The organism is Streptomyces sp. SM18, assembly GCF_002910775.2.
GTDB lineage: Bacteria > Actinomycetota > Actinomycetes > Streptomycetales > Streptomycetaceae > Streptomyces > Streptomyces halstedii.
In genome coordinates this window covers 1,763,336-1,789,078 of the sequence record NZ_CP029342.1, presented here as the reverse complement: position 1 = coordinate 1,789,078, position 25,743 = coordinate 1,763,336, and the positions used below count along the sequence as shown (strand labels likewise).

Below are 25,743 nucleotides of genomic sequence, written 5' to 3'. Positions count from 1 at the left end.
CAGCAGGCCGGGTGCTCATCCCTCGCCGTCGCGTGGCCCGACCGGCCTGAACGACCGCGGAGCGCCCATCGGTTCACCGAAAGGCTCCGCACGATGTCGTCACCCGCGTCACCCCTCACCCTCTCCGCGATCGTCACCGGGCTCCGCGCCGCGGGCTGTGTCTTCGCCGAGGACGAGGCCGCTCTCCTGCTCTCCACGGCCACCGGCCCCGCCCACCTCGCCGCCATGGTGGAGCGCCGTGCCGACGGGCTGCCGCTCGAACACGTCCTGGGCTTCGCGGAGTTCTGCGGGCTGCGGATCGCCGTCGGCCCCGGTGTCTTCGTACCCCGCAGGCGCAGCGAGTTCCTCGTCCGGCAGGCCGGTGCCGTCGCCCCCGCCCGCCCGGTCGTCGTCGATCTCTGCTGCGGCTCCGGGGCGCTGGGCGCCGTACTCGCCTCCACCCTGGCCGGGGTCGAACTGCACGCCGCCGACGTCGATCCCGCGGCCGTGCGCTGGGCCCGCCGCAATCTGGCCGGGCTGGGCGAGGTGTACGAGGGCGACCTCTTCGCGCCGCTGCCCGCGTCGCTGCGGGGCCGCGTGGACGTCCTGCTCGCCAATGTGCCGTACGTCCCCACCGGCGACGTCGATCTGCTCCCCGCCGAGGCCCGGGTCCACGAGCCGCGGGTGGCGCTCGACGGGGGCGGGGACGGGCTCGACGTCATGCGGCGGGTGGCGGGCGCGGCGCTCGACTGGCTGGCCCCGGGCGGCAGCCTGCTGGTGGAGACGAGCGAGCGGCAGGCCGCCGTGGCCGAGGAGACGCTCCGCGCCGGCGGGCTGGTCCCCCGGGTGGTCGTCTCGGAGGAGCTGTACGCCACCGTCGTGACCGGGACCCGGCCCGGCCGGGACGACGCGTGACCGGGCCCGACGCCCCCCCGTGGCGTCTGATGTGACGGCACGTCGGCTGAAGGGCCTCCGGTCAGACGAAGCGCCCTCCGTAGCAGCCGATGTGACGGCACATCAGTGGACGCCCCCATCGGCGGACGCGCCCCCGTCAGCCGAAGTGCCAGCGGGTCTGGCCGAACGGCGTGCCCTTCGCGAAGCCGAAGGCCGTGCGGGGCGCCACCCGGAAGACCAGCGCGCGGCCGCCCGCGCCGTTGGAGAACATGCCGTCCGTGACGCCGAAGTGCCAGTCGGCGCCGTACTTCTCCTCCCACGCCTCGGCCAGCGCGATCAGCCGCTCCTCGTCCGTCACCCGCACCGCCCGGCCCTCCACCACCACGTCGAACCCCTCGTTCAGCGTGTTGGTGCCCGTGGTCAGGACGACCTCCGGATCACCGGCCAGATTGCGGGCCTTGCGCTCCGAGGGGCCCGTGCAGAAGTGCAGCGCGCCGTCCGACCAGAGACCGATGAGCGGCGTCACGTGCGGCCTCCCGTCGGGGCGGACCGTGGAGAGCCAGTACAGCTCCGCCCCGGTCAGCAGGGTGACCGCGTCCGCCCACGGGCGGGCGGTCGCGTCCGCTCCGCTGTAGTGCGGATCCAGCGTGGTCTTGGGGCCGTCGTTCCTGTCCGTCATGGTGGGTCTCCTCGGTGGGGCGGGTCCGGTCGTCGTGTCCGTCCAGGGTGGACTCCGCCGACGCCCGGGAGTCATCGGCGCGCGGCGAATGCGCAGCCCGTAGGCTCGGGAGACGGATATGTGGGTCGGCGGGCAGGGAGCGCGGGATGACATCGGTGCCGGGACGCAGGAGCAGTACCTTCACCCGACTGCTGCGGCACGGTTTCACCGACCCGTCCGCCGCCGAGCGGCTGCTCGACCTCCCCGAACTCGCCTCCGTACGGGCCGACCCCGTCCTGCTCGAAGCGCTCGGCGCGACCGCCGACCCCGACCTGGCGCTGCGCGGTCTCGTACGGTTCGCCGAGGCACAGGAGCCGGGGGAGCGGCAGATCCTGCTGGACACCGTCATCACCGCCAAACCGCTCCGCGACCGGCTCCTCGGGGTGCTGGGCGCCTCCGAGGCGCTCGGGGACCACCTGGCCCGGCATCCCCACGACTGGCAGGCGCTCGTCACCTACGAGGCCACCGATCTGCACCCCGGAGTACCCGAATTCGAACGGATGCTCGATGAGGTGGTGGATCCGGACTCGCTGCGGGTGGCCTACCGCCGCGCCCTGCTCTCGATAGCGGCCCGTGACGTGTGCGGCACCACCGACGTCTCCGAGGTCGCCGCCGAGCTGGCCGACCTGGCGACGGCCACTCTGCGCGCCGCCCTCGCGCTCGCCCGCGCGGAGGCGCCCGCCGACGCCGCGCAGTGCCGGCTGGCCGTCGTCGCGATGGGCAAGTGCGGCGGTCACGAGCTGAACTACGTCTCCGACGTGGACGTGATCTTCGTCGGCGAGCCCGTCGACGGGGTCGAGGAGACCAAGGCCGTCCAGGCCGCCGCACGCCTCGCCGCCCACATGATGCGGATCTGCTCCGACACCACCGTCGAGGGCACCATCTGGCCCGTGGACGCCAACCTGCGCCCCGAGGGCCGCAACGGGCCGCTGGTGCGGACCCTGTCCTCGCACCTCGCCTACTACCAGCGGTGGGCCAAGACCTGGGAGTTCCAGGCGCTGCTGAAGGCCCGCCCGGTCGCCGGGGACCCCGCCCTGGGCGCGGAGTACGTCGAGGCCGTCTCACCGCTCGTGTGGCAGGCCGCCGACCGGGAGAACTTCGTCGCCGACGTGCAGAAGATGCGCCGCCGGGTCGTCGCCACCATCCCCGTCGACCGGGTCGACCGCGAGATCAAGCTCGGACCGGGCGGACTGCGGGACGTGGAGTTCGCCGTCCAGCTGCTCCAGCTCGTCCACGGACGCGGCGACAGCAGCCTGCGCTCCGGCTCCACCCTGAAGGCCCTCGCCGCCCTCGCCGACGGCGGATACGTCGGGCGGGCCGACGCGGCCCAGCTGGACGAGGCCTACCGCTTCCTGCGGGCCATGGAGCACCGCATCCAGCTCTACCGGCTGCACCGCACCCACCTGGTCCCCGAGGACGAGGCGGACCTGCGGCGGCTCGGCCGCTCCCTCGGCCTGCGCACCGACCCGGTCACCGAGCTCAACCGGGCGTGGCGGCGGCACGCCTCCGTGGTGCGGCGGCTGCACGAGAAGCTCTTCTACCGGCCGCTGCTGGACGCCGTCGCCCAGCTGGCACCCGGCGAGCGGCGGCTCAGCGCCCAGGCCGCCGGCACCCGGCTGGAGGCCCTCGGATACGCGGACCCGGCCGCCGCCCTGCGCCACCTGGAGGCCCTCTCCTCCGGGGTCTCGCGCAAGGCGGCCATCCAGCGCACCCTCCTCCCGGTGCTGCTGGGCTGGTTCGCGGACTCCGCCGACCCGGACGCCGGACTCCTCGGCTTCCGGCAGGTGTCCGACGCGCTCGGCAAGACCCCCTGGTACCTGCGGCTGCTCCGGGACGAGGGCGCGGCGGCCGAGAACCTCGCCCGGGTCCTGTCGGCCGGCCGGCTCGCCCCCGACCTCCTGATGCGCGCCCCCGAGGCCGTCAGCATCCTGGGCGACCCCGAAGGGCTGAGGCCGCGCAGCCGGGAGCACCTGGAACAGGAGGTGCTGGCCGCCGTCCGGCGCGCCCCCGACGCCGAGACGGCGGTCGCGGTGACCCGTGGGGTGCGGCGCCGGGAACTCTTCCGTACGGCCGCCGCCGACCTGATCGGCTCCTACGGCACCGAGGAGAACCCCGCCGAACCCGACCCCGGCGCCCTCGTGGACCGGGTCGGCCCCGCCGTCACGGACCTGAACGCGGCCACCATCTCCGGTGCCCTGCGCGCCGCCGTACGCGAGCGGTGGGGCGACACCCTGCCGACCCGGTTCGCCGTCATCGGCATGGGCCGCTTCGGCGGGCACGAGCTGAGCTACGGCTCCGACGCCGACGTGCTGTTCGTGCACGAGCCCCGCGAAGGGGTCGGCGACGAGGAGGCGGCCCGCGCCGCGAACGCCGTCGTCACCGAGATGCGCCGGCTGCTCCAGCTCCCCACCGCCGACCCGCCGCTGCTGATCGACGCCGACCTGCGCCCGGAGGGCAAGAGCGGACCGCTGGTGCGGACCCTGAAGTCGTACGCCGCCTACTACCGCCGCTGGTCGGCGGTCTGGGAGAGCCAGGCGCTGCTGCGCGCCGAGCCGATGGCCGGGGACGCGGACCTGGGCCGGGACTTCGTCGAGATGATCGACCCGCTGCGCTACCCGGCGGAGGGGATCGGCGACGACGCCGTACGGGAGATCCGCCGGCTCAAGGCGCGGATGGAGACCGAACGCATCCCGAGGGGCGCCGATCCCACACTCCACGCCAAGCTGGGCCGGGGCGGGCTCAGCGACGTCGAGTGGACCGTCCAGCTCACGCAGATGCGGCACGGCTGGGCGGAACCCGGGCTGCGCACCACCAGCACCCGTGAGGCGCTGGCCGCGGCGTGCGCGGCCGGGCTGATCGGGCAGGAGGAGGCGCGCACGCTCGACGAGGCGTGGGTGCTGGCGACCCGGGTGCGGAACGCGGTGATGCTCGTCCGGGGGCGCCCGGCGGACACCTTCCCGTCCGCCCCACGTGAGCTGGCGGCGGTGGGCCGGTACCTGGGGTACGAGCCGGGGCACGTCGGGGACATGCTGGACGACTACCGGCGGATCACCCGGCGGGCCCGTGCCGTGGTGGAGGAGCTGTTCTACGGCGCGGCGGGATGACGGTCCGGGGCCCGAGGTGCGCGGCGGGGTGCCGAACGGGCCCATGAGGCACGGCCGGTGACGGTACGGAGTCGCCCGCGCGCGCTCCGTGCCGCTACGCCCCCGGCGGCGTCGGCGGCACCGCGGCCGCCGGGTCGGGCTCGGACCGCCGGGGCGCCACCGGGCGGGACGCGGCCGGCGCCGAGGGACCCGGGCGGCGCCGCAGGGCGACCCGGCCCCAGGGGCGGTGCGGGACACGCGGGCGCCCCGGACGTCTCCGGGCCGGTACCGTCCTCGGCAGCCGGTGCGGCAGCGATCCGTACCAGGCGTACGACACCGCGTAACCGAACGCCAGGCAGACCATGCCGCCCACCGCGTCCAGCCAGAAGTGGTTCGCCGTGGCCACGATCACCACCAGGGTCAGCGTGGGGTACAGCAGGCCCAGGACGCGGGCCCAGGGCGCACGGGCCAGCGCGAAGATCGTCAGCCCGCACCAGAGCGACCAGCCGATGTGCATCGACGGCATCGCGGCGTACTGGTTCGACATCTGCTTGAAGTTGCCCGAGGCCATCGACCCCCAGGTCTCGTGCAGCAGCACCGTGTCGATGAAGGAACCGCCGTGCATCAGACGGGGTGGCGCCAGGGGGAAGAGGTAGTAACCGAGCAGGGCCACGGCCGTGGTGGCGAAGAGGACCAGCCGCGCCGCCCCGTAGCGGCCCGGCTGCCGGCGGAACAGCCACACCAGTACCGCGATCGTGATGACGAAGTGCAGGGTCGCGTAGTAGTAGTTCATCGCCACGATCAGCCATGTCACCGAATTGACGGCATGGTTGACGCTCTGCTCGAAGGCCAGCCCCAGGGTGTGCTCCAGCGACCAGACGCGGTCCGCGTTGCGCAGGGCCGCCGCCTTCTGCTCCGGCACGGCGTTGCGCACCAGCGAGTACAGCCAGTAACTCACCGCGATCAGCAGGATTTCGAACCAGAGACGGGGGCGGCGCGGGGCGCGCGGTGAACCCAGGCGCGCGCGGGAGGGCCACGTCCTCGTCGAACCGCTCGGACCGGCGGAACCGGCCGGAGCGGCGGACCTCGGTCCGTCCTCGGCGAGTGACGGGGTGACCGCCCCGCGGTCTTCCTGTGTCGTCACGTACGCATCACCCATAGGCGCTCAGTCTGCCAGATACGTCCCCCTCAGCCCGATGATCCTCCGGACCCGTGACCCCCGCACATCGGGCGGGGTCAGCCCCGGGGGGCCGGGCCGGCGGACGGGCCGGGCCCCGAGGCGGTCGTACCGCGCACGACCAGCTCCGGCATGAACACGAACTCGCTGTGCGGCGCGGGGGTGCCGCCGATCTCCTCCAGCAGTGTGCGCACCGCCGCCTGCCCCATGGCCGTCACCGGCTGCCGGATCGTGGTCAGCGGGGGATCGGTGAACGCTATGAGCGGGGAGTCGTCGTACCCGACCACCGACAGATCGCGCGGAACCTCCCGCGACAGCCGCCGCGCGGCCCGGATCGCGCCCAGCGCCATCATGTCGCTCGCGCACACCACGGCCGTGCATCCGCGTTCCATCAGCGCCGAGGCCGCCGCCTGTCCGCCCTCCAGCGTGTACAGGGAGTGCTGGATCAACTCCTCGACGTCCGGGGCGGTGAGGCCCAGCTGCTCCCGCATCGTGGAGTGGAAGCCCTCGATCTTGCGGAGCACCGGGACGAAGCGCTTCGGGCCGACCGCCAGGCCGATGCGCTCGTGGCCGAGGGCCACCAGGTGCGTGACCGCCAGCCGCATCGCCGCCCGGTCGTCCGGCGAGATGAACGGCGCCTGCACCTTGGGGGAGAAGCCGTTGACCAGGACGAAGGGCACGCCCTGGGCCCGCAGTTGTTCGTAGCGCTGCATGTCGGCCGAGGTGTCGGCGTGCAGGCCGGAGACGAAGATGATGCCCGAGACCCCGCGGTCCACGAGCATTTCGGTCAGCTCGTCCTCCGTGGAACCGCCCGGGGTCTGCGTCGCCAGCACCGGTGTGTATCCCTGCCGGGTCAAGGCCTGGCCGATGACCTGGGCCAGCGCCGGGAAGATCGGGTTCTCCAGCTCCGGGGTGATCAGTCCGACCAGACCGGCGCTGCGCCGGCGCAGTCGCAGTGGGCGTTCGTACCCGAGGACGTCGAGCGCCGCGAGGACGGATTCGCGGGTGGCCGCCGCGACACCGGGCTTGCCGTTGAGCACGCGGCTGACCGTCGCTTCGCTGACCCCCGCCTGAGCTGCGATATCGGCAAGCCGTGCGGTCATGAGGGGACTGTACCGGGCGGGTGTCGGAATGCCCACCGCCTACCGGATCTTGCTCACCGGCCACCGGATCCGGGCTCCGGGGGACCGGCCGATCCGGCTCGTCGGCCCCCGTACGGAAACCTCTTGCAAGGACTTGCGGTCACCGTCCATCCGTTCCCGCAGGATCCCCGCAGCGCCCGGACACGGCGCCTGGCCTGGGAAGGGCAGGGGAGGACCGGTTCCGTCAAGAGTCTTGACGGCAACCTTGAGGACACGCCAATGTAACGATCCTCGGGCCTTGCAGAAATCTTCCGCAAGGTCTTTCGGTCAGCTTTCATCCTTGTTACGTTCACGTCGACCCGGCGCCGCGACGGAGCGGTACGGCAGTTGAAGGAGTTCAGATGCGACGTGGCATAACGGCCACCGCCCTGGTCGCGGCCCTGGCGCTCGCGGCGACCGCCTGCGGCAGTGACGACGAGTCCGGCGGCGGCAGCAAGAGCTCGGGTGAGCTCTCCGGCACGGTGACGTGGTGGGACACCTCGAACGTCGGCAGTGAGGACAAGGTCTTCAAGAAGATCGCCGAGGGTTTCGAGAAGAAGCACCCGAAGGTCGATGTCAAGTACGTCAGCGTCCCGTTCGGTGACGCGCAGAACAAGTTCAAGAACGCGGCCCAGGCCGGCTCCGGCGCCCCGGACGTCATCCGCTCCGAGGTCGCCTGGACCCCCGAGTTCGCCGACCTCGGCTACCTCGCCCCGCTGGACGGCACCGCGGCCCTCAAGGACCAGGACGACTTCCTGAAGCAGGCCGTCGCCTCCACGAAGTACGACGGCAAGACCTACGCGGTCCCGCAGGTCATCGACTCCATGGGCGTCTTCTACAACAAGAAGCTGTTCAAGGACGCCGGCGTCGAGCCGCCCGCGAACATCGACGAGCTGAAGACCGTCTCCAAGAAGATCAAGGACAAGACCGGCAAGACCGGCCTCTACCTGCGCGGCGACGACTCGTACTACTTCCTCTCCTTCCTCTACGGCGAGGGCGGCGACCTGGTCGACGCGTCCTCCAAGACCGTCACCGTCGACGACGCCGCGGGCGCCAAGGCGTTCGGCGTCGTGAAGGACCTCGTCGACTCCGGGGCGGCGAAGACTGACGCCACGGACGGCTGGGAGAACATGATGCAGTCGTTCAAGAACGGCGACGTCGCGATGATGATCAACGGCCCCTGGGCCGTGGCCGACACGCTGACCGGCAAGGAGTTCTCCGACAAGGCGAACCTCGGCATCTCCACGGTCCCGGCCGGCTCCGCCGGTCAGGGCGCCCCGCAGGGCGGCCACAACCTCGCCGTCTACGCGGGCTCCAAGAACCTGGAGGCCTCCTACGCCTTCGTCGAGTACATGACCTCCGTCGAGGCCCAGGCGCAGACCGCCGGTGAGCTGAACCTGCTGCCGACCCGCACCTCCGCCTACTCCAAGCAGCAGGCCGTGGACAGCGAGATCGTCCAGTTCTTCAAGCCCGTCGTCGAGACCGCCGTCGAGCGTCCCTGGATCCCGGAGACCGGCAGCCTCTTCGCCCCGCTGAACACCGAGTACACCAACGTCCTCACCGGCCAGACCACGCCCGAGAAGGCCGCCAAGGCGACCGGCGACTCCTACCGCAAGCTCCTCAAGGGCTGGAAGTAACCCAGGAAGGCAGGCCGGCTGATGGCTGTCCACACCAGCCAGTCGGTGGCGAAGGCCGCGGGCGACGACGTCGCCCGCGGCCGGAGCCGCGGTACTGGTAACCCCCCGCCGCCCGGCAGGCTCCGGCGGGCCCTGTCGGTCCACTGGTACGCCTGGACCATGGTCGCCCCGGTCGTCATCGTGATCGGCGTGATCATCGGATACCCGCTGGTCCGCGGTATCTGGCTGTCGATGACCGACGCCAACGAGCGCAACGTCGCGCGGTCCATCGGCGTCAACGACATGCCCGCCACCTACGAGTTCGTGGGTCTGGACAACTACGTCGACGCCCTGACCGGCGGCCAGTTCCTCGGCACACTGGGCTGGACGCTGGTGTGGACGGTCTCCTGCGTGGCCATCACCTTCTGCCTGGGCATGGCCCTCGCCAACATCCTCAACCGCAAGATCGCCGGCCGCTCCGCCTACCGGATGGCCCTGATCCTGCCCTGGGCCATCCCCGGCTTCGTCTCCGTCTTCGCCTGGCGCTTCCTCTACAACGAGGAGCGCGGCCTGCTCAACAAGATCCTCGGCGGCGCCGGGATCGACGGCGTCCCGTGGCTGAACGACCCCACCTGGGCGAAGTTCTCCGTCATCGCCGTCAACGTCTGGCTGGGCATCCCCTTCATCATGGTGGCGCTGCTGGGCGGACTCCAGTCCATACCCTCCGAGCAGTACGAGGCCGCCGAGATGGACGGCGCCACGGCGTGGCAGCGCTTCCGCCACGTCACCCTGCCGGGACTGCGCCCGGTCTCCACCACGGTGGTCCTGCTCTCCACCATCTGGACCTTCAACATGTTCCCGGTGATCTTCCTGCTGACCCGGGGCGGACCCGGTGAGTCCACCCAGATCCTGGTCACCCAGGCGTACAAATTCTCCTTCGAGATCAGCCCGCGCGACTTCGCGCAGTCCTCCACCTGGGGCGTCCTGATCCTCGTACTCCTGATGCTCTTCGCCGTGGTCTACCGGCGAGTGCTCCGCACGCAGGGAGACAACTGGTGACCACCGCCGCACCCACCACCGCCGCCCCCGCCACCACCACGGCGAAGCCCGCCACCCGGCGCCCGGCCCGCACACCCCGGCGGCGCGGCGAGCGTTCGCCCGGCGCCTCCGTGGCCCTGCACCTCACGCTGATCGTCGCGTCCGTGATCGCCGTCTTCCCGGTGCTCTGGGTCCTGCTGACCTCGCTGAAGCCCGCGAACTACGCCACCACCACGGACTTCTTCAAGGACACGACGTTCGAGAACTACACCAACCTGATCAGGGACACCGAGTTCCTGACCTGGTTCGGCAACTCCGTGGTCATCGCGGGACTCACCACCGTCCTCGGTGTCTTCGTCTCCGCCACCACCGGCTACGCCGTCAGCCGCTTCCGCTTCCCCGGCAAGCGCGGGCTGATGTGGACGCTGCTGGTCACCCAGATGTTCCCGGTCGCCGTCCTCATCGTGCCGATCTACAACATCATGTCGACCATGGGCCTGATCAACCAGCCGGCCGGGCTCGTCATCACCTACCTCACCATCTCCGTGCCCTTCTGCGCCTGGATGATGAAGGGCTTCTTCGACACGATCCCGCGCGAGATCGACGAGTCGGGACAGGTGGACGGCCTCACCCCGTTCGGCACGTTCTGGCGGCTGATCCTGCCGCTCGCCAAGCCCGGCCTCGCCGTCACCGCCTTCTACTCCTTCATCACCGCCTGGGGCGAGGTGGCGTACGCCTCCGCCTTCATGGTCGGTGACGAGAACCTGACGCTCGCGGGCGGACTGCAGAAGTTCGTCAACCAGTACGGCGCCCAGTGGGGCCCCATGACCGCGGCCTCCGTACTGATCGCGATCCCGGCCGCCCTGGTCTTCCTGTTCGCCCAGAAGCACCTGGTCACCGGCATGTCCGCCGGAGCCGTCAAGGGCTGACCCCCACCAGGCCGCACGACCGTACGCACCCGTCACGGCGGCGCCGGATCTCCGACCCGGTCCCGGCGCCGCTCCCCACCCAGACACCCCAGGGACGACATGACCCAGCACCTCGCTGCCCCCTCCACCGGCACGTCCACCGACGCCCCGGGCCACCGCACCGGCTGGTGGCAGGACGCGGTGATCTACCAGGTGTACCCACGCAGCTTCGCCGACGGCAACGGCGACGGCATGGGGGATCTCGCGGGCGTCACCGCGCGGCTCCCGTACCTCCGTGACCTCGGTGTCGACGCCGTCTGGCTCAGCCCCTTCTACGCCTCCCCGCAGGCCGACGCCGGCTACGACGTCGCCGACTACCGGACCATCGACCCGATGTTCGGCAGCCTGCCGGACGCCGACGCCCTGCTCCGCGAGGCCCACGCACTCGGCCTGCGCGTCATCGTCGACCTGGTGCCCAACCACTCCTCCGACCGGCACGAGTGGTTCAAGCGCGCCCTCGCCGAGGGACCGGGCTCCGCCCTGCGCGACCGCTACCACTTCCGGCCCGGCAAGGGCGCCGACGGCGCACTCCCGCCCAACGACTGGGAGTCCATCTTCGGCGGACCCGCCTGGACCCGGACCACCGACCCGGACGGCACCCCCGGCGACTGGTACCTCCACCTCTTCGCGCCCGAGCAGCCCGACTTCAACTGGGAACACCCCGCCGTCGCCGACGAGTTCCGCTCCATCCTGCGCTTCTGGCTGGACATGGGCGTCGACGGCTTCCGCGTCGACGTCGCCCACGGCCTCGTCAAGGCGGACGGCCTGCCCGACCTCGGCTCCCACGACCAGCTGAAACTGCTGGGCAACGATGTCATGCCGTTCTTCGACCAGGACGGGGTCCACGAGGTCTACCGCAGCTGGCGCACCATCCTCGACGAGTACCCCGCGGGGCCCTCCTCGGACGGCGGGCGGATCCTCGTCGCCGAGGCGTGGACGCCCACCGTCGAGCGCACCGCCAACTACGTGCGGCCCGACGAGATGCACCAGGCGTTCAACTTCCAGTACCTCACGACCGCCTGGGACGCCGCCGAGCTCCGCACGGTCATCGACTCCTCACTCGCCGCGATGCGCCCGGTCGGCGCGCCCACCACCTGGGTGCTCTCCAACCACGACGTCACCCGGCACGCCACCCGCTTCGCCAACCCGCCGGGCCTGGGCACCCAGATCCGCACCCCCGGCGACCGGGACAAGGGCCTGCGCCGGGCCCGCGCCGCGACCCTGCTGATGCTGGCACTACCCGGCTCCGCCTACGTCTACCAGGGCGAGGAGCTCGGCCTGCCCGACGTCACCGACCTGCCCGACGAGGCCCGCCAGGACCCGTCGTTCTTCCGCGCCGACGGCCAGGACGGCTTCCGCGACGGCTGCCGGGTGCCGATCCCGTGGACCCGCGAGGGCAGCTCGTACGGCTTCGGCGACGGCGGCAGCTGGCTGCCGCAGCCCGCCGGCTGGGGCGACCTCTCCGTCGAGGCGCAGACCGGTGCGGAGGGCTCCACCCTGGAGCTGTACCGGGCCGCCATCGCCGCCCGCCGGGCACACCCCGGGCTCGGCGCCGGCAGCGACGTGGAGTGGGAGAGCGCCCCGGAGGGCGTGCTCGTCCTGCGCCGCCCCGGCTTCGTCTGCACCGTCAACACCACGGGCGCGCCGGTGGAGTTGGCCGTCCCCGGCACCCTGCTGCTCGCCAGCGTCCCGGTCGCCGTCGAGGGCGGCACCGTCGAGCTGCCCGCCGACACCACGGTGTGGTGGACGGTGTGACCGTCCCCACGGCGAGGACCGGGCCGGCCCCCAGGCTCTCCGACATCGCCGGCCAGGCGGCTGTCAGCGAGGCCACGGTCAGCCGGGTCCTCAACGGGAAGCCGGGCGTCGCGGGCACCACGCGTCAGCGGGTGCTCGCGGCGCTCGACATCCTCGGCTACGAACGCCCCGTACCGCTGCGCAAGCGCAGTGCCGGGCTGATCGGGCTGGTGACGCCCGAACTCACCAACCCGATCTTCCCGGCGTTCGCCCAGTCCGTGGAACAGGTGCTCGCCGGGCACGGCTACACGCCCGTACTGTGCACCCAACTGCCCGGCGGAGCCACGGAGGACGAGCTGGTCGAACAGCTCGTGGAGCGCGGCGTCGGCGGCATCGTCTTCCTCTCGGGCCTGCACGCCGACACCTCGGCGGACCCGGCGCGTTACGCGGCCCTCAGCGAACGCGGGGTGCCGTTCGTCCTGATCAACGGCTACAACGAGCGCATCAGCGCCCCGTTCGTCTCCCCGGACGACCCGGCCGCCGTACGGATGGCGGTGGGACACCTCGCCGAACTGGGCCACCGCCGCGTCGGCCTGGCGATCGGGCCACAGCGCTACGTGCCCTCCCGCCGCAAGCGCGAGGGCTTCATCGACGCGGCCGTCTCGGTCCTGGGCATGGACCGCAGCGAGGCCGAACTCCTCGTCTGCTCCACGCTGTTCAGCGTCGAAGGCGGCCAGGTCGCGGCCGGCGCCCTGCTCGACGCGGGATGCACGGGCATCGTCTGCGGCAGCGACCTGATGGCGCTCGGCGTGGTCCGGGCGGCCCGGGGCCGCGGCCTGGACGTCCCGCGTGACGTGTCGGTGGTCGGCTTCGACGACTCCCAGCTGATCGCGTTCACCGACCCGCCGCTGACCACGGTGCGCCAGCCGGTCCAGGCGATGGCCTCGGCGGCGGTAGGCGCCCTGCTGGAGGAGATCGGCGGAAGCCCCGTACAACGCACGGAGTACGTGTTCCAGCCGGAGCTGGTGGTACGGGGCTCCACGGCGGCGGTGCGCGGCGCCTGAGGCGTGTGCCCTGCGCGGGGCTGAAAGGCCGGGTCCGGGGAGGACCCGGCCTTTCAGCGCCCGGCCGTGTGCGCCACGAAGGCGTTCCATGCGGTGGGGGCGAACCTCAGGTGCGGTCCGGAGGCGTTCTTGGAGTCGCGGAGGTGGATGCCGCCGGGGCCGGGAGCCGCCTCGACGCAGTCGGCCTCGCTGCTGTTACTGCTGTAGCTGCTCCTGTGCCAGTGCGGTTGTGCGTGCTTACGCATCATGTCTCTCCTGGGACCGGCTCGGTGCCGACGGATCCCGGCATGGGCGATCAGTGCTTGGAGGCGTGCGTCACGAACGCTTCCCATGCGGCCGGGGCGAACCCGAGACGGGGCCCGGGAAGGTTCTTGGAGTCGCGGACTTGCACGGTGCCGGGTGCGGTTGCCACCTCGACGCAGTCGTTGCCGTCACCACTGCTGCTGTAGCTGCTTCTGTGCCAGTGCGGCTGTGCGTGCTTACGCATCACGTCGCTCCCGGCACCGGCTCGGTGCCGATGGAGGCCGGCATGGGTGATCAGTGCTCGGAAGCGTGTGTCAGGAATGCTTCCCATGCGGCGGGGGCGAACCCGAGGCGGGGCCCGGGAAGGCTCTTGGAGTCGCGCACATGCACGGTGCCGGGTGCTGTTGCCACCTCGACGCACTCGCTGCCATTGCTGCTGTCGCTGTAGCTGCTCTTCACCCACTTCAACGGGGAAGCATCCTCAGCGGAAAGCTTGCGGATCATGTCTCTCCCAGCATGCGTTCGATGAAGGCCGTCGACTCCCGAGGAGTGAGAGCCTGAGCCCGGATCATGCCATACCGCAGTTCAAGGATCCGAAGCTGCTTCGGATCGGAGACGGGGCGGCCGCCGAACGCCCCCTCGGAACGTCCCACCGCCGTACCGTCCTTGAATTTCAGCACCTGGATCTCCCCGTCTACGCCCGCGTGCTCCTCACGGTCCATCGGCATCACTTGAATCGTGACGTTCCGCAACTCGCTGCTCTTCAGCAGACGTTCGAGCTGGCGTCGCAATACCATCTTGCCTCCGAGTGGGCGCCGGAGCACCACCTCTTCCTGGACAAACCCAAGTGTCGGGGCGGGCGTCCGCTCGTAGATCGCTTGCCGGGCCACGCGCGCCGCCACGCCTCGCTCGATCTCGTCCTGCGGGTAAGCAGGTTGCCGCATCGCGAACAACGCACGCGCGTACTCGGCGCTCTGCAACAGGCCATGGAAGCTGCTGTTGCCGTAGGCCAGCAGTTCCACCGACCGGGCCTCCAGTTTCGCCAGATCCCGTACCTTCTTCGGGTAGCGCGCCTCCTCCATCTCGCGTTTCAGGATGGCGAGTTTGCCGCCCGCTCCCAGTACCTCGTCCGCCTTGTCCAGGAACTCGGGACGGGGGATGCGTCTGCCGCCCTCCACCTTGTAGACCAGATTCTCGCCATATCCGAGCGCGGCCCCGAACTCACCGGCCCGCATGCCGGCAGCCTCCCGCCAGGCCTTGATCTGACGGCCTACGGTGGCGACCATCGCGGCCCCTGGCTCGTCGTCAGGATCGATGTCCCAACCGGAGTCGTCCACATCGCTGTCCCCGCGTTCCGTACCAGCCTCGTCCACGCTCATCCGTGCCCCACTTCTGACGCGCTTGCAGTCCCCACCCAACCTCAGCCGTCCCCCGGGGGTCACCCTGTACAGCCGGGACAACACGGAACAAGAGCGGGACACTCACCGTACGTAACCGCCTTGTCGCTCCTCAAGGTACGCGGACGAGGCCACGCTGGGTGATGTGACCCAAGAAATCACCCGAACCGAACATTCCGCTCTCGACCGGCAGTTCACGGTGCTGCTGTCTCCCACCCGCCGGGGGGCCAGACTCGCTCGTCTGCTGGCCACAGCGCATCTGGGCGACTGGGGGATGCCCACCGAGCCGGCCGCGCAGATCGTGGTCGAACTGGCCGTGAACGCCGCCTTCCACGGGCGCGTGCCCGGTCGCGACTTCCGATTGCGGCTCGCGGTCCATCGCGGTGTACGCCTCCGCATCGAGGTGACCACACTCTGGGTGAGCGGTTGCCTCCCGTGCCCGGCGCCGTCAAACCTCCGTCCGGTGAGGCCGAGTCGGGGCGCGGCCTGCTCATCGTCGAGGCGCTCGCCGACCGTTGGGGCGTCGAGGCCGGACCCGTCCCGCGCAAGACGGTCTGGGCCGAAATCGACCTGGTGCGGTGACCGCCGCCAAGTCGGTAAATCTGCTTGATCACCCAGTCGGGTGATATAGGCCAACTGGACTGGATAGACCCCGGGTTGCGCTGCATATGCTGGTGTCACATGCAGCGCGCCACAGATCCTCTTCACCGCGATCTGTCCGGCCGCGCGCATCCATTCGACCCTCCGGAGCCAAGACCGGCATCGGTGTCCTGCTGGACGCCTACCGGGAAACCGGAACCGCCAGAGACAGCAGCTTGCTCCCGAACGGAAACCCATGGTCAGTGCACCTCACGAAGCGATGCACCGCGTCTTCCAGGAATACCCGGGCCTTTTCACACGGCTCTCCGACGTCCTCGGGCTCCACCTCCCGCCCGTGGCGTCGTCCGAGCCCCTGACCGTCGACCTGACCGAGAACGAACCTCTCGAACGACGCGTGGACACCCTGCTGCGCATCGAGACACAGGGCGACGGCCCGTTCCTCCTCGTCGTCGAGGCCCAGGGCAAGAAAGACCCCGGCAAGACGGCCAGCTGGCCGTACTACGTCACCTACCTCAACAACAAGTACCGGCTCCCGGTGCTGCTGCTCGTCATCTGCCAGGACCACGCCACCGCGACCTGGGCCGCGCGCCCCCTCACCATCGGCCTGCCCCAGTGGCCGACCGTCACGACCCGCCCGCTCGTCGCGGGGCCCCACAACATGCCCGTGATCACCGATGTGGCCGAGGCCCGCAAGGACCTCGCTCTCGCCACGCTCTCGGCCATCACACACGCCGACAATCCGGACGTCGATGCCATACTGAAGACGATGTCCGTCGCCCTGCGCGACACACCGGAATCGATCGCAGAACCCTTCGTCGAACTCATCGCACAAGGCTTGGGCAACCGCCCCGCCGCACAACAGTGGAGGAACCTGGTGGCCGTGGACCTTTCCTTCTACACCTCGCCGCTCTCCGAAGAGATCCGCGACGAAGGCCGTGCCGAGGGGCGTGCCCAAGGCTGTGTCGAGGGCCAAGCCAAGGCTGTTCTCTTCGTCCTCGACAGGCGGGGTATCGGCGTCACCGACACCATCCGCGAGAAGATCACCGCCTGTACTGATCCGGAGCTCCTCCAGCGGTGGCTGGGTCGCGCACTTTTCGCCACGACTGCCGAAGAGATCTTCGGTGAGTGACGTTTCCGCCGATTGGAGCGGTAGCGCGGCGTTCCGATCCCGCTCGTCCCGTACGGCGCACCGGCATCGGGCCGGGCGCACAGCGGCGGAGGCCCCCGGTGGCTGATCTCTCCTTTTACATCTCGCCCTTGTCCGAAGAGATCCGCGAGGAGGGCCGCGTCCAAGCCTGGGTCGAAGGCATTCTGTACGTCTTCGACGTGCGGGGTATCGACGTCACCGACGAGATGAGGGGGAGGGTCGCCACTTGCGGTGACATGGAGCTTCTGCGTCACTGGCTGGGCCGTGCGATCGTGGCCGACACCGCCGCAGAGGTCTTCGGTGAGGGGCCCACGGATCGGGGACCCGCGCCGTCCCGGTAGCGACGCGAGAGGGCACGGGGGAGTCGTCACCCGGCCGGCGGCGCCCCCGGGCCATCAGGGAGGCGAGGGCGCCACCACCGCCGGCGCCGCCACCACCGCCCGCGCTCGCCCTCAGTCGTCCCCGTCGCCCTCCTCGTAGAGCCGTACCGTGCTGAGGATTTCGCGGATCGTGGCGTCGGGCACCTCGTCGGACACCCCGTGTGCCCCGACGTAGGTCCACGACACGAAGGCGCCCTCCGCGTTCTTGAAGGCGAAGGTCACCGCCTTGCCGTCGCTGTCGCACGTGCCCTTCTTCGGAACACCGGACGAGGTGACCGTCACGAGGCTGCCCTCGATGCCCGACTTCGTCCGGTAGGTCTCCGGCTCACCGATCGTCAGACGGGTGCTGTCGGGCTGCGTGTACGCGCCGTAGACCCACGTCTTCGCGGTGTCCTCGGCGGCCTCGGCGGTGCTCTTGGCGCCCTTCTCCCCGGTGGTGCCGACCGAGGCGAGCGGGGTGTCCTCCTGGGTGCCGTTCTTGTCGTCGTCGGACGTGCACCACTTCTCCTTGAGGACCGCCGGGGCCATCATCGCGACCAGCGGCTTCTCCTCGGGATCGCCCTTCTCCGCGACATAGCTGACCCAGTCCGGGGACTGCCGCGACCAGGAGCCCGGCGCGTCGAAGGTGATGCCCCGCTTGGGGTTGACGACGGTGTTCCAGCCCGGGACGAGCGGGCCGGAGCCGCCCTTGGCGGCCGTCCGGTCCGTGGTGTCGGTGCTCGACGCGTCCGCCGCCGTGGGCTTCGTGTCCGGCGTACCGCCCCCGTCGTCGCGGAGCACCAGGAAACCGGTCACTCCGCATGCCACCACGACCACGGCGGCAGCGGCCACGGCGGCGACCGTGGTCCGGTTCCAGGAGCGGCGGGGCGGTTCCGGCGCGCCCATGCCGACCGTGGGTGCGGCATGCCACTCAGGGCCCGGCCCGCCGGGCTGCGGGGGAGCTGAACCGGGGTGCCCTCCCTGCGGGTTGGGCTGTCCGGAAGTCGACTGCTGTCCTGGCCACATGAGCGGTGAGTGTAGTGGGCACCTCACGGCGGGCCCTGGTCGCGGGGGTATGCCGCCGTAGCGGGAGTGCTGGTGCGTGCTTCGCGCCACGGCGGGCGCGGGTGTCCGTGCGTCGTACCGTGTAGGTGGCCGTGCGGGACCGTGGCCGGGGTCAGGGCTCCGGCGGAAGCGCCGCAACGGTGACGAGCGTCGTGTCGGCGGGGGCCGGCCCGGATTCTCTGAGAGGAAGCTGTGCATTCTGACGAACCGACCGTCCGCCCCACCGCACCGGCGGCTGGTGACCTGCCCTGTCTGGAACGTGCCGTCGATCTCGCGGCCGAGGCGTTGCGTGCCGGGGACGAGCCGTTCGGCTCGGTTCTGGTCGGCGCCGACGGGACGGTCCTGGCGGAGGAACGCAATCGTGTCCATACGCTCGGTGATCCGACGTGGCACCCGGAATTCGAGCTGGTGCGGTGGGCCACGGCCCATCTCACCGAGAGCGAGCGCGCGCGGGCCACGGTCTTCACCTCCGGTGAGCACTGCCCCATGTGTGCCGCCGCGCACGGCTGGGCCGGGCTGGGGGCCGTCGTGTACGCCCACTCGGCAGCCCAGTTGGCGCGCTGGCTGGACGAACTGGGCGTGCCGTCGTCCCCGGTGCGCTGCATGGCGATCGGCGATGTGGTCCCCGGCCTGGAGGTGCGTGGTCCCGCGCCGGAGCTGACCGACCGGATGCGTGCTCTGCACCACGCGTTCCACCGTGGACCGCGAGACGGTGAGCAGCGGTCCGGTTGACGTCTTGGGCCGGCTGTCCGTGAGCCTCTCGCGGGGGACCGGCCTGTCCGGCCCGCTTGCGGGGATCACGGGGGCCGGCCCGGGGCCGGCCGCGAGCCCGTACAAGTGGCCCGCATCCGACCCTTGTCAGTATACAGAATCCTGGTTACTGTTTGGTTTGTGAACGATCTCGACGACCGCTTCCTCACGCGCAACGGTCTCGCCGCGCGGCAGCTCGCAGTCCTGCTCCTGCACCACGAGCCGGACACCCGCCTGCCCCGAGTGCGTGACTTCGCGGAGGAGCTGGGGTGCGGAAACGGCACGGTCCAGGCCGCTCTCCGTCTGCTGGAGGAGGCCGGGGCGATCTCCACGACCGCCCGCGGCCACCTCGGTACGTTCCTCGTCCACTCCGACCGCGCCGCTCTCTGGCGGCTGTCCGGCCTGGGGACCCTGCTCGCGGCCATGCCGCTTCCGTACTCACGGCGGTACGAGGGCCTGGCGACCGGGCTGCGCAGTGCGTTCGAGGAAGCGGGCGCGCCGTTCGCGATCACGTTCATGCGGGGCGCCGGAGCCCGGACCGCCGCGCTGCTGGAGGGCAAGGTCGACTTGGTCGTCCTGTCGCGCTTCGCCGCCGACCAGCTGATCGCCGAGCACCCGGTGGAGCTGGTGGCCGACCTGGGGCCGGCCACCTACGTGGGCGCGCACGGCATGCTGGTCCGGCACGGCGTGGACCTGGACGCGCCGGGGCTGCGGGTGGCCGTGGACCACGCGTCGGAGGATCTGCGGATGCTGGTGGAGCTGGTCTTCGCCGACCGCGAGGACGTGGAGTGGCGGGAGGTCTCGTACATGCAGCTGGCCGATCTGTTCGCCCGCGACGAGGTGGACGCGACGGTCTGGAATCTGGACGAGGCGCAGGACCGGCTCGGTGTCGGGGTCGATGTGCTGCCGCTCGGGGGCGAGGTCACCCGGGGGCTGGCGCTGCGCAACTCGACGGCCGCGGTCATCGGCCGGTCGGAGGGTGCCAAGGCGCTCGCCGCGGTCCGAGACTCGCTGGATCTGTCCCTGGTGACGCGGCTTCAGAACGAGGTGCTGCGTGGTGAGCGTGTCCCCTCGTACTGAAGCGGCGGGTCCGCGCGGCCCGGCGGGCTCGGTGGGTACTGACCGGCCGGTTCAGTGACCGGTGTCTCACCACTCCCGAGATTCGCTCGGGCTCAGAATACAAAATCCTGGTTACTGTTGATTTTGGGAGGATCACCATGGACGACCAGCTGGCACTGCGGATCCAGCTCTTCCGCGAAGGCGGCCAGGTCCGGCCCGAGGTGGCGGACTTCGTCACCGCCGAGCTGGCTTCTCTGGAGGCCGAGGGCCGTACGGTCACCGAAGCGACGGCGGGGATGCTGACCAGCCATCTGATCATGGCGCTCGGCCGGATCCTGGACGGCGAGCCGATCGAGCAGTTCCTCACCGACGAACAGGTCGCCGCCGAGCTGGCCGGCCATCCCGGCGCCGTCGCCCGCGCCCGAGCCGTCTCGGCACGTGCCGAACGGGAACTGGGGGCCCCGCTCCCCGAGTCCGAGGTCAACTTCCTCGGCATGCACCTGGCCGTACTGGCCCAGCGGCCCCCTGCCGCCCCCGGATCCTGACCGGCCGCGGCAGGCGGCGACGCCGCTCCCGCCCCGGCGCGAACCGAAAAGAACCGAAGAACCGGCTGACCGTCACAGAGAACGACCGTCACTCAGAACGACCGTCACTCAGAACGACCGTGACAGAGAACGACCGACACAGAGGGAGCAGAACAGTCATGACGAAGATCCTCACCGGCGGAGTCGGCAAGGCCGAAGTCACCGCGGTCATCGGCAAGCTCGGCATCGACACGCTGGAGGTCGTCGCCTCCAGCGACATGGACGCCGCGATGAAGCTGCGGGCCGGACAGGCCGACTACTACCTGGGCACCTGCCACACGGGCGCCGGCGCCTCCCTGGGCGTGCTCGTCGGCCTGATGGGCAGCGCCGCCTGCCACACCTTCGGGCGGAGCGTCCCGACCGAGGAAGAGGTCACCGCACTGCTGGCCGACGGCAAGAAGGTCTTCGGTTTCTCGATGGACCAGACCGACGTCATCGCCCCCCTCATGGCGCGCGCCATCGCCGCCCGCGGCTGATCCCAGCCTGTTCCCACCACCCGGGCACCAAGGAGTGACTCGTGAGTACCACACTCGCCGCCGGAGCCGGCCTCGACTTCACGCTGGCCCAGCAGCTCACGGTGATAGCCCTCTGTGCGCTGACGGCCTACATCTCGCACATGGCCCTGGCCGTCTTCAACGACGGCGTACGTCCCTTCATGCTGGACTTCATCCAGGGGCGCACCACGCGCAACGCGACCACGGCTGTCTCGTTCGGTCTCTCCGCCGGGTTCATCTTCGGGCTCGGTGCCCCGATGGCCCTGTCCACCGGGGTCCTGAACCCGTGGCTGGTCTTCCTGCCCACCGACATCCTCGGGATCCTGGCGCCGAAGAAGTGGCTGGCCCCGCTGCTGGGCGGAGCCTGGGGCGCGGTGGTCGTCTTCGGTCTGAACGGCGCGAACAACGTCGCCCACGACCTGCCGGTCGACTTCCTGACCGCGATGCAGCAGATGTCGACGCCGATCCTGTTCCTCTTCACGCTGTTCCCGGTGCTCGCCATCACCAAGCAGTTCGGACGCATGTGGGGCGGAGTCGCGGGCGTCCTCGAACTGGCCCTCGTCGTCATGACCATGAAGCTCTGGCCGAACATGTTCGCCGGAGCGCTGGCCATGGCCGCCGGTGTGCTGATGCTCATCGGACTGGCCGTCTCCAAGGACATACGGCAGCGCCGGGCCGACCGGGCCGCGGGCGTCGAGGAGACCGTCGTGGCGGAGGCGGACGACCCGATGGCGTCGTTGTTCAGCGCCAGCGCGGCCCGGCTGCGCCGGTACCTGCCGCTGTTCATGGTGCTCGGGGCCGGAGTCTGTGTGCTCGCCCAGATGCACATATTCGGCGGTGGTGAGGCGACCAGCTTCCTGATCGCGAAGGGGCAGTACTCCGAGGCCGCCCAGGTCGACTTCTACCGGGTGTTCGGCTTCGTCCCGCTGATCGCGACCACCGCGCTCGCCTCCGGCGCGTACGGCATCGCGGGCTTCACGCTGGTGTACCCGATCGGCTACCTGATGCCGAACCCGTTCGTGGCGGCCGTCGTCGGTGCGCTCGTGTTCGCCGTCGAGGTGCTGGCCCTCTCCCTGATCGGCAGGGCCCTCGGCAAGCTGCCCAGCGTCCGCGACTCCTCCGAACACCTGCGCAGCGCGATCGGCGACACCCTCCAGCTGGCGATCCTCTTCGGTTCGCTGATGGCCGCCAACGCCATGGGCGGCGGGCTCGGCATCCTCGTCGTCGGCGGGCTGTACCTGCTGAACGAGGCGATGGGCCGTCCCGTCGTGAAGATGGCCGCCGCACCCGCGGCCGTGATCGTCGGCGGCGTCCTGCTCAACATCCTGTACTGGCTCGACCTGTTCACCCCCCTCAAGGGCTGATCCGGACCGGGCCGTACGCGAAGAAGGAACCCCCACGATGAACCATTCCGCCCGGCACACCCTGCGCACCGTCGGCGGTGACCTCGCGACCGAGGCCGTCCGCGGCCCCGTCCTCGCCCATGAACACCTCGTCCTCGACCTGGACCAGCGGGGCGACGGCGCGGCCGTCCTCGACCCACGCCTCCATGCTGCCGCGGTGACCGCCGAACTGAGCGAGCTCCGCGAGGAGTTCGGACTCTCCCTGGTCGTCGAACTGACCTGCCGGGGCATGGGACGCGACGTCCGCACCCTGGCCTCGATCGCGCGGGACGCCCAGGTCGCGGTGGTCGCCGCGACCGGCTGGTACTACGAGCCGTTCCACACGCCCGAGATCGACGGCGCCGACGTGGAAGCGCTCACCGCGGTTCTGGTCCGCGAGATCGAGGACGGCATCGGCGCGACCGGTGTCCGCCCCGGCGTCCTCGGCGAACTCGGCAGCCACGGGGACGTCCCCTCCGCCGCCGAGGCCACGGTGCTGCGAGCCGGCGCGCGGGCCGCGAGGGCCACCGGCCTCTCCCTCGCCACCCACGCGCAGTTGGGCCGCGGCGGACTCGCCCAGCTGGAACTGCTCACCGCCGAGGGGCTGCCCGCCCACCGGGTGAGCATCGGCCACCAGGACCTGCTGGACGACCCGGGTGTCCACCGGGAGATCGCCGCGAGAGGGGCGTACGTCGCCTTCGACACGGTGGGCAAGTCCTCCTACCAGAGCGACCGGACCCGGCTGCGGCTGCTGGTCGCGCTGATGGAGGCCGGGCACGCCGACCGGGCCCTGCTCAGCTGCGACATCTCGCGCCACGGCTACCTCCGTGACGAGGGCGGCCAGGGGTACGGGCACCTCTTCCGCCACTTCCTGCCCGCACTCCGGGCGGCGGGCGCCGACGACGACCTGATCGACCTGCTGACCCGCCGCAACCCGCTGCGCTTCCTGAGCGGCGCGAGCGACGAGGAGAACTGACATGAGCCCCGTACCACCCGGACTTCCCCCCACCTTCCCGCTGGCGACCGTCGGCCTGGAGGACGCCGTCGCCACACAGTTCCGGCTGCTGGAGGCGACCGCGGCACACTTCGAGGGCCACGAGCTCTTCGCCGCCGACGCCGGAGTCGTCCCCGGCCTCGGCCGCCCCCGCACCACGGCACGTGTCGAAGCGGTGCTCGCCGACTTCTTCGGTGCCGAGGACGCCGCCCTCGTGCAGGGCGCGGGCACGGGCGCCATCCGGGCCGCGCTCAACGCGGCCGTCCGCGCGGGCGACCCGCTGCTCATCCACCGGGCCCCGGTCTACCGCACCACGGAGGTCACGCTGAGGGGCATCGGCGTGCGGACCCTCGACGCCGACTTCAACGACGCCCGGACCCTGGACGAGACCCTGGCGTCCGGCCGGTTCCGCTGGGCGTACATCCAGCACACCCGCCAGCGGCTCGCCGACTCCTACGATCCGGCCGAGGTCATCGCCGCCTGCCGGGCGGCCGGGGTCCGCACGATCGTGGACGACAACTACGCCGTGATGCGCACCCCCGCCGCCGGTGTGCAACTGGGAGCCGACGCCTCCTGCTTCTCCCTGTTCAAACTGCACGGACCGGAGGGCGTCGGCGTTGTCGTCGGGGCCCGCGACCTGGTCGCGCACGTCCGCCGCGACAACTACTCCGGTGGCGGGCAGGTCCAGGGCCACCAGGCACTCGACGCCCTGCGCGCCCTCACCCACGTCCCCGTCATGTGGGCGGTGCAGTCGCGGGTGGGCGCCGAGGTCGCACGACGGCTGACGGCCGGTGAGGTGGAGGGCGTGGCCGAGGTGCGCCTCGCCAACGCCCAGGACCGCTGCCTCCTCGTCCGGCTCGACCGGCCCGTCGCCGCGCGGCTCCCCTCCGTCGCCGCGCGCTTCGGAGCCGCGCCCTACCCCGTCGGCTCCAACTCCCGCTACGAGATCGCCCCGCTCTTCTACCGGATGTCCAGCTCGGCCCTCGACGACCTCCCCGAACTCGCCGACTGGACCGTACGCGTCAACCCGATGCGGGCGGGCGCGGATCTCGTCATCGACATCCTGCGCCGCTCGCTGGCCGCCCTGGACGCCCCGGAGGACGACTGACCGTGTTTCTCGACACCGTGCTCACCCGCAACCCCGGGCTCGTCGACGCCGCGGCCGCGCTCCACCGCGACGGCGAGATCCCGCCCGACACCTACGTCATGGACCTGGACGCCGTCGAGGCCAACGCCGCGCTGCTGGCGGCGGAGGCCGAACGCCTCGGCGTCAGCCTCTGGTTCGTCGTCAAGCAGATCGGCCGCAACCCCGAACTCATCCGGGCCGTCGCCCGGCACATCCCCCGCTCGGCCGCCATCGACCCGGCGGAGGCGCGTGCCCTGCACGCCGCCGGCGCGCGGCCCGGCAACCTCGGCCACCTCGTCCAGATCCCCCCTCGGGCACTGCCGGAGATGCTGGCCTGGCGTCCGGAGGCCGTCACGGTCTTCGACCTGGCCAACGCCCGCGCCGTCGCCGAGGCGGCACGCGGCCTGGGCTTCGTCCAGGACGTCCTGGTCCGGCTCGAAGCCGCCGACGGCGCCGCCTACCCCGGCCAGGAGGGCGGCGTCCCCCTCGACCGCCTGGACGCGTTCGCCAAGGACGCCGAGGAACTGGACGGCATCCGGATCGCGGGCGTCACCGCCTTCCCGTGCGTCCTGTGCGACCCCGCGACGGGCGTACCGACCGCCACACCCAACTTCGGCCTGGCGCTGAAGGCCCGCGACCTCCTGGCCGCGCGCGGACACCACGACCTCAAGCTCAGCGCCCCCAGCGCCACCTCGATGGCCTCCCTGCCGCTGCTCGCCGGACTGGGGGCCACCCACGGCGAGCCGGGCCACGCCCTGACCGGCACGACCCCGCTGCACGCCCTCGACCCCGGCCAGCCGGAGAAGCCCGCCTACGTGTACGTCAGCGAAGTCGCCCACACCCTGGACGACGGCCGCCCCGCCCTGCACGGCGGGGGCTTCTACAGCCGCTCCCACATCCGCAGCGCCCTCCTTCCCCGTACCGGTGTCCGGCTCGGCGTGCGGTCCGCGCCCGCCGAGAACATCGACTACTACCGGCTGCTCGACCCGCCCGAGCGCGCGGCGGACGTCCGTGTCGGGGACACCGCGCTGCTCGCCTTCCGTACCCAGATCTTCGTGACCCGGTCGACCGTCGCCGTCGTCTCCGGACTGTCCTCCGGCAACCCCCGGCTGAACGGGCTGTACGACTCCCACGGCCGAGCCCTGTAAGGA

At 71.2% G+C, this 25,743-nt stretch carries 25 protein-coding genes and 1 pseudogene; 18 read left to right on the top strand and 8 right to left on the bottom strand.

The annotated features are described in order from the left end of the window. Positions 1-93: 93 nt before the first annotated feature. Positions 94-894 (top strand): putative protein N(5)-glutamine methyltransferase, encoded by an 801-nt coding sequence (locus tag B9S64_RS07940; RefSeq protein WP_103489678.1) that lies wholly within the window; start codon positions 94-96, stop codon positions 892-894. Positions 895-1,030: 136 nt separating this feature from the next. Here the strand turns inward: B9S64_RS07940 and B9S64_RS07935 are convergent, their stop codons facing one another. Next, positions 1,031-1,552, bottom strand: a complete 522-nt coding sequence (locus B9S64_RS07935) for a pyridoxamine 5'-phosphate oxidase family protein (protein ID WP_103489679.1) — start codon at positions 1,550-1,552, stop codon at positions 1,031-1,033. A 146-nt stretch (positions 1,553-1,698) separates the two neighbouring features. On the opposite strand from B9S64_RS07935, the gene B9S64_RS07930 reads away from it, so the two are divergent. Next, positions 1,699-4,695 carry a bifunctional [glutamine synthetase] adenylyltransferase/[glutamine synthetase]-adenylyl-L-tyrosine phosphorylase gene (locus B9S64_RS07930; protein WP_103489680.1) on the top strand — a complete coding sequence of 999 codons (2,997 nt, stop codon included), beginning with the start codon at positions 1,699-1,701 and terminating at the stop codon, positions 4,693-4,695. A 94-nt stretch (positions 4,696-4,789) separates the two neighbouring features. On the opposite strand, the gene B9S64_RS07925 is transcribed toward B9S64_RS07930, so the two are convergent. Both B9S64_RS07925 and B9S64_RS07920 read right to left on the bottom strand, forming a co-directional pair. Next, positions 4,790-5,818 carry a phosphatase PAP2 family protein gene (locus B9S64_RS07925; protein WP_375153027.1) on the bottom strand — a complete coding sequence of 343 codons (1,029 nt, stop codon included), beginning with the start codon at positions 5,816-5,818 and terminating at the stop codon, positions 4,790-4,792. A gap of 92 nt (positions 5,819-5,910) precedes the next feature. After that, the gene (locus tag B9S64_RS07920; protein ID WP_103489998.1) at positions 5,911-6,954 is read right to left on the bottom strand and encodes a LacI family DNA-binding transcriptional regulator; all 1,044 of its coding nucleotides are present in this window, start codon (positions 6,952-6,954) and stop codon (positions 5,911-5,913) included. A gap of 380 nt (positions 6,955-7,334) precedes the next feature. On the opposite strand from B9S64_RS07920, the gene B9S64_RS07915 reads away from it, so the two are divergent. The 5 genes from B9S64_RS07915 to B9S64_RS07895 all read left to right on the top strand — a co-directional run bounded on the left by B9S64_RS07915 (position 7,335) and on the right by B9S64_RS07895 (position 13,392). Then, the gene (locus B9S64_RS07915) at positions 7,335-8,609 is read left to right on the top strand and encodes an extracellular solute-binding protein (protein WP_103489999.1); all 1,275 of its coding nucleotides are present in this window, start codon (positions 7,335-7,337) and stop codon (positions 8,607-8,609) included. Between the two features lie 21 nt (positions 8,610-8,630). After that, complete coding sequence (locus tag B9S64_RS07910) at positions 8,631-9,647, top strand: carbohydrate ABC transporter permease (RefSeq protein WP_103490000.1); 1,017 nt, start codon at positions 8,631-8,633, stop codon at positions 9,645-9,647. Continuing rightward, on the top strand, positions 9,644-10,555 hold the full coding sequence (locus tag B9S64_RS07905; RefSeq protein ID WP_103490001.1) for a sugar ABC transporter permease: 912 nt from the start codon (positions 9,644-9,646) through the stop codon (positions 10,553-10,555). Before B9S64_RS07910 ends, B9S64_RS07905 begins: the two co-directional genes overlap by 4 nt. Before the next feature lie 99 nt (positions 10,556-10,654). Next, positions 10,655-12,349 (top strand): alpha-amylase family glycosyl hydrolase, encoded by a 1,695-nt coding sequence (locus B9S64_RS07900; RefSeq protein ID WP_103490002.1) that lies wholly within the window; start codon positions 10,655-10,657, stop codon positions 12,347-12,349. Next, the gene (locus B9S64_RS07895; RefSeq protein ID WP_103490003.1) at positions 12,334-13,392 is read left to right on the top strand and encodes a LacI family DNA-binding transcriptional regulator; all 1,059 of its coding nucleotides are present in this window, start codon (positions 12,334-12,336) and stop codon (positions 13,390-13,392) included. The genes B9S64_RS07900 and B9S64_RS07895 overlap by 16 nt, the downstream gene beginning before the upstream one ends. A 53-nt stretch (positions 13,393-13,445) precedes the next feature. Here B9S64_RS07895 and B9S64_RS07890 read toward each other — a convergent pair whose 3' ends face one another. The 4 genes from B9S64_RS07890 to B9S64_RS07875 are packed head-to-tail and all read right to left on the bottom strand — an operon-like array spanning position 13,446 to position 15,014. Beyond that, positions 13,446-13,637 (bottom strand): DUF397 domain-containing protein, encoded by a 192-nt coding sequence (locus tag B9S64_RS07890; RefSeq protein WP_258037753.1) that lies wholly within the window; start codon positions 13,635-13,637, stop codon positions 13,446-13,448. 50 nt (positions 13,638-13,687) lie between these two features. Continuing rightward, the gene (locus tag B9S64_RS07885) at positions 13,688-13,879 is read right to left on the bottom strand and encodes a DUF397 domain-containing protein (protein WP_078551733.1); all 192 of its coding nucleotides are present in this window, start codon (positions 13,877-13,879) and stop codon (positions 13,688-13,690) included. A gap of 50 nt (positions 13,880-13,929) precedes the next feature. Then, complete coding sequence (locus B9S64_RS07880; protein ID WP_078551735.1) at positions 13,930-14,139, bottom strand: DUF397 domain-containing protein; 210 nt, start codon at positions 14,137-14,139, stop codon at positions 13,930-13,932. After that, positions 14,136-15,014 carry a helix-turn-helix transcriptional regulator gene (locus tag B9S64_RS07875; RefSeq protein WP_103490005.1) on the bottom strand — a complete coding sequence of 293 codons (879 nt, stop codon included), beginning with the start codon at positions 15,012-15,014 and terminating at the stop codon, positions 14,136-14,138. The genes B9S64_RS07880 and B9S64_RS07875 overlap by 4 nt, the downstream gene beginning before the upstream one ends. 163 nt (positions 15,015-15,177) lie before the next feature. Here B9S64_RS07875 and B9S64_RS07870 point away from each other — a divergent pair. The 3 genes and pseudogenes from B9S64_RS07870 to B9S64_RS07860 all read left to right on the top strand — a co-directional run bounded on the left by B9S64_RS07870 (position 15,178) and on the right by B9S64_RS07860 (position 17,120). Next, positions 15,178-15,614: pseudogene (locus tag B9S64_RS07870) on the top strand (ATP-binding protein). A 253-nt stretch (positions 15,615-15,867) separates the two neighbouring features. Then, positions 15,868-16,761: a hypothetical protein gene (locus B9S64_RS07865; RefSeq protein WP_103490006.1), complete on the top strand. Its 894-nt coding sequence runs from the start codon at positions 15,868-15,870 to the stop codon at positions 16,759-16,761. Between the two features lie 98 nt (positions 16,762-16,859). Then, complete coding sequence (locus B9S64_RS07860; RefSeq protein ID WP_103490007.1) at positions 16,860-17,120, top strand: hypothetical protein; 261 nt, start codon at positions 16,860-16,862, stop codon at positions 17,118-17,120. Positions 17,121-17,231: 111 nt separating this feature from the next. Here B9S64_RS07860 and B9S64_RS07855 read toward each other — a convergent pair whose 3' ends face one another. Beyond that, a complete protein-coding gene (locus tag B9S64_RS07855) occupies positions 17,232-18,044 on the bottom strand; it encodes a hypothetical protein (RefSeq protein WP_103490008.1) in 813 nt (270 codons plus the stop codon). 351 nt (positions 18,045-18,395) lie between these two features. Between B9S64_RS07855 and B9S64_RS07850 the strand changes: the two genes are divergently transcribed. From B9S64_RS07850 to B9S64_RS07815, 8 genes are all read left to right on the top strand, one after another. After that, the gene (locus B9S64_RS07850) at positions 18,396-18,935 is read left to right on the top strand and encodes a nucleoside deaminase (RefSeq protein ID WP_103490009.1); all 540 of its coding nucleotides are present in this window, start codon (positions 18,396-18,398) and stop codon (positions 18,933-18,935) included. Positions 18,936-19,094: 159 nt separating this feature from the next. After that, positions 19,095-20,033 carry a GntR family transcriptional regulator YhfZ gene (yhfZ, locus tag B9S64_RS07845; protein ID WP_103490010.1) on the top strand — a complete coding sequence of 313 codons (939 nt, stop codon included), beginning with the start codon at positions 19,095-19,097 and terminating at the stop codon, positions 20,031-20,033. Between the two features lie 137 nt (positions 20,034-20,170). Beyond that, on the top strand, positions 20,171-20,557 hold the full coding sequence (locus tag B9S64_RS07840) for a transcriptional antiterminator (protein WP_103490011.1): 387 nt from the start codon (positions 20,171-20,173) through the stop codon (positions 20,555-20,557). A 158-nt stretch (positions 20,558-20,715) separates the two neighbouring features. After that, a complete protein-coding gene (locus B9S64_RS07835; protein ID WP_103490012.1) occupies positions 20,716-21,072 on the top strand; it encodes a DUF2620 domain-containing protein in 357 nt (118 codons plus the stop codon). Positions 21,073-21,113: 41 nt separating this feature from the next. Next, positions 21,114-22,454, top strand: a complete 1,341-nt coding sequence (locus B9S64_RS07830) for a YhfT family protein (RefSeq protein WP_103490013.1) — start codon at positions 21,114-21,116, stop codon at positions 22,452-22,454. Between the two features lie 37 nt (positions 22,455-22,491). Next, the gene (locus B9S64_RS07825) at positions 22,492-23,448 is read left to right on the top strand and encodes a phosphotriesterase (protein WP_103490014.1); all 957 of its coding nucleotides are present in this window, start codon (positions 22,492-22,494) and stop codon (positions 23,446-23,448) included. 1 nt (position 23,449) lies between these two features. Further along, positions 23,450-24,574, top strand: coding sequence for an aminotransferase class V-fold PLP-dependent enzyme (locus B9S64_RS07820; RefSeq protein WP_103490015.1), 1,125 nt, complete (start codon positions 23,450-23,452; stop codon positions 24,572-24,574). A 2-nt stretch (positions 24,575-24,576) separates the two neighbouring features. Further along, entirely contained in the window at positions 24,577-25,740 is a 1,164-nt protein-coding gene (locus tag B9S64_RS07815) for an alanine racemase (RefSeq protein WP_103490016.1), read from the top strand. Positions 25,741-25,743: the final 3 nt, after the last annotated feature.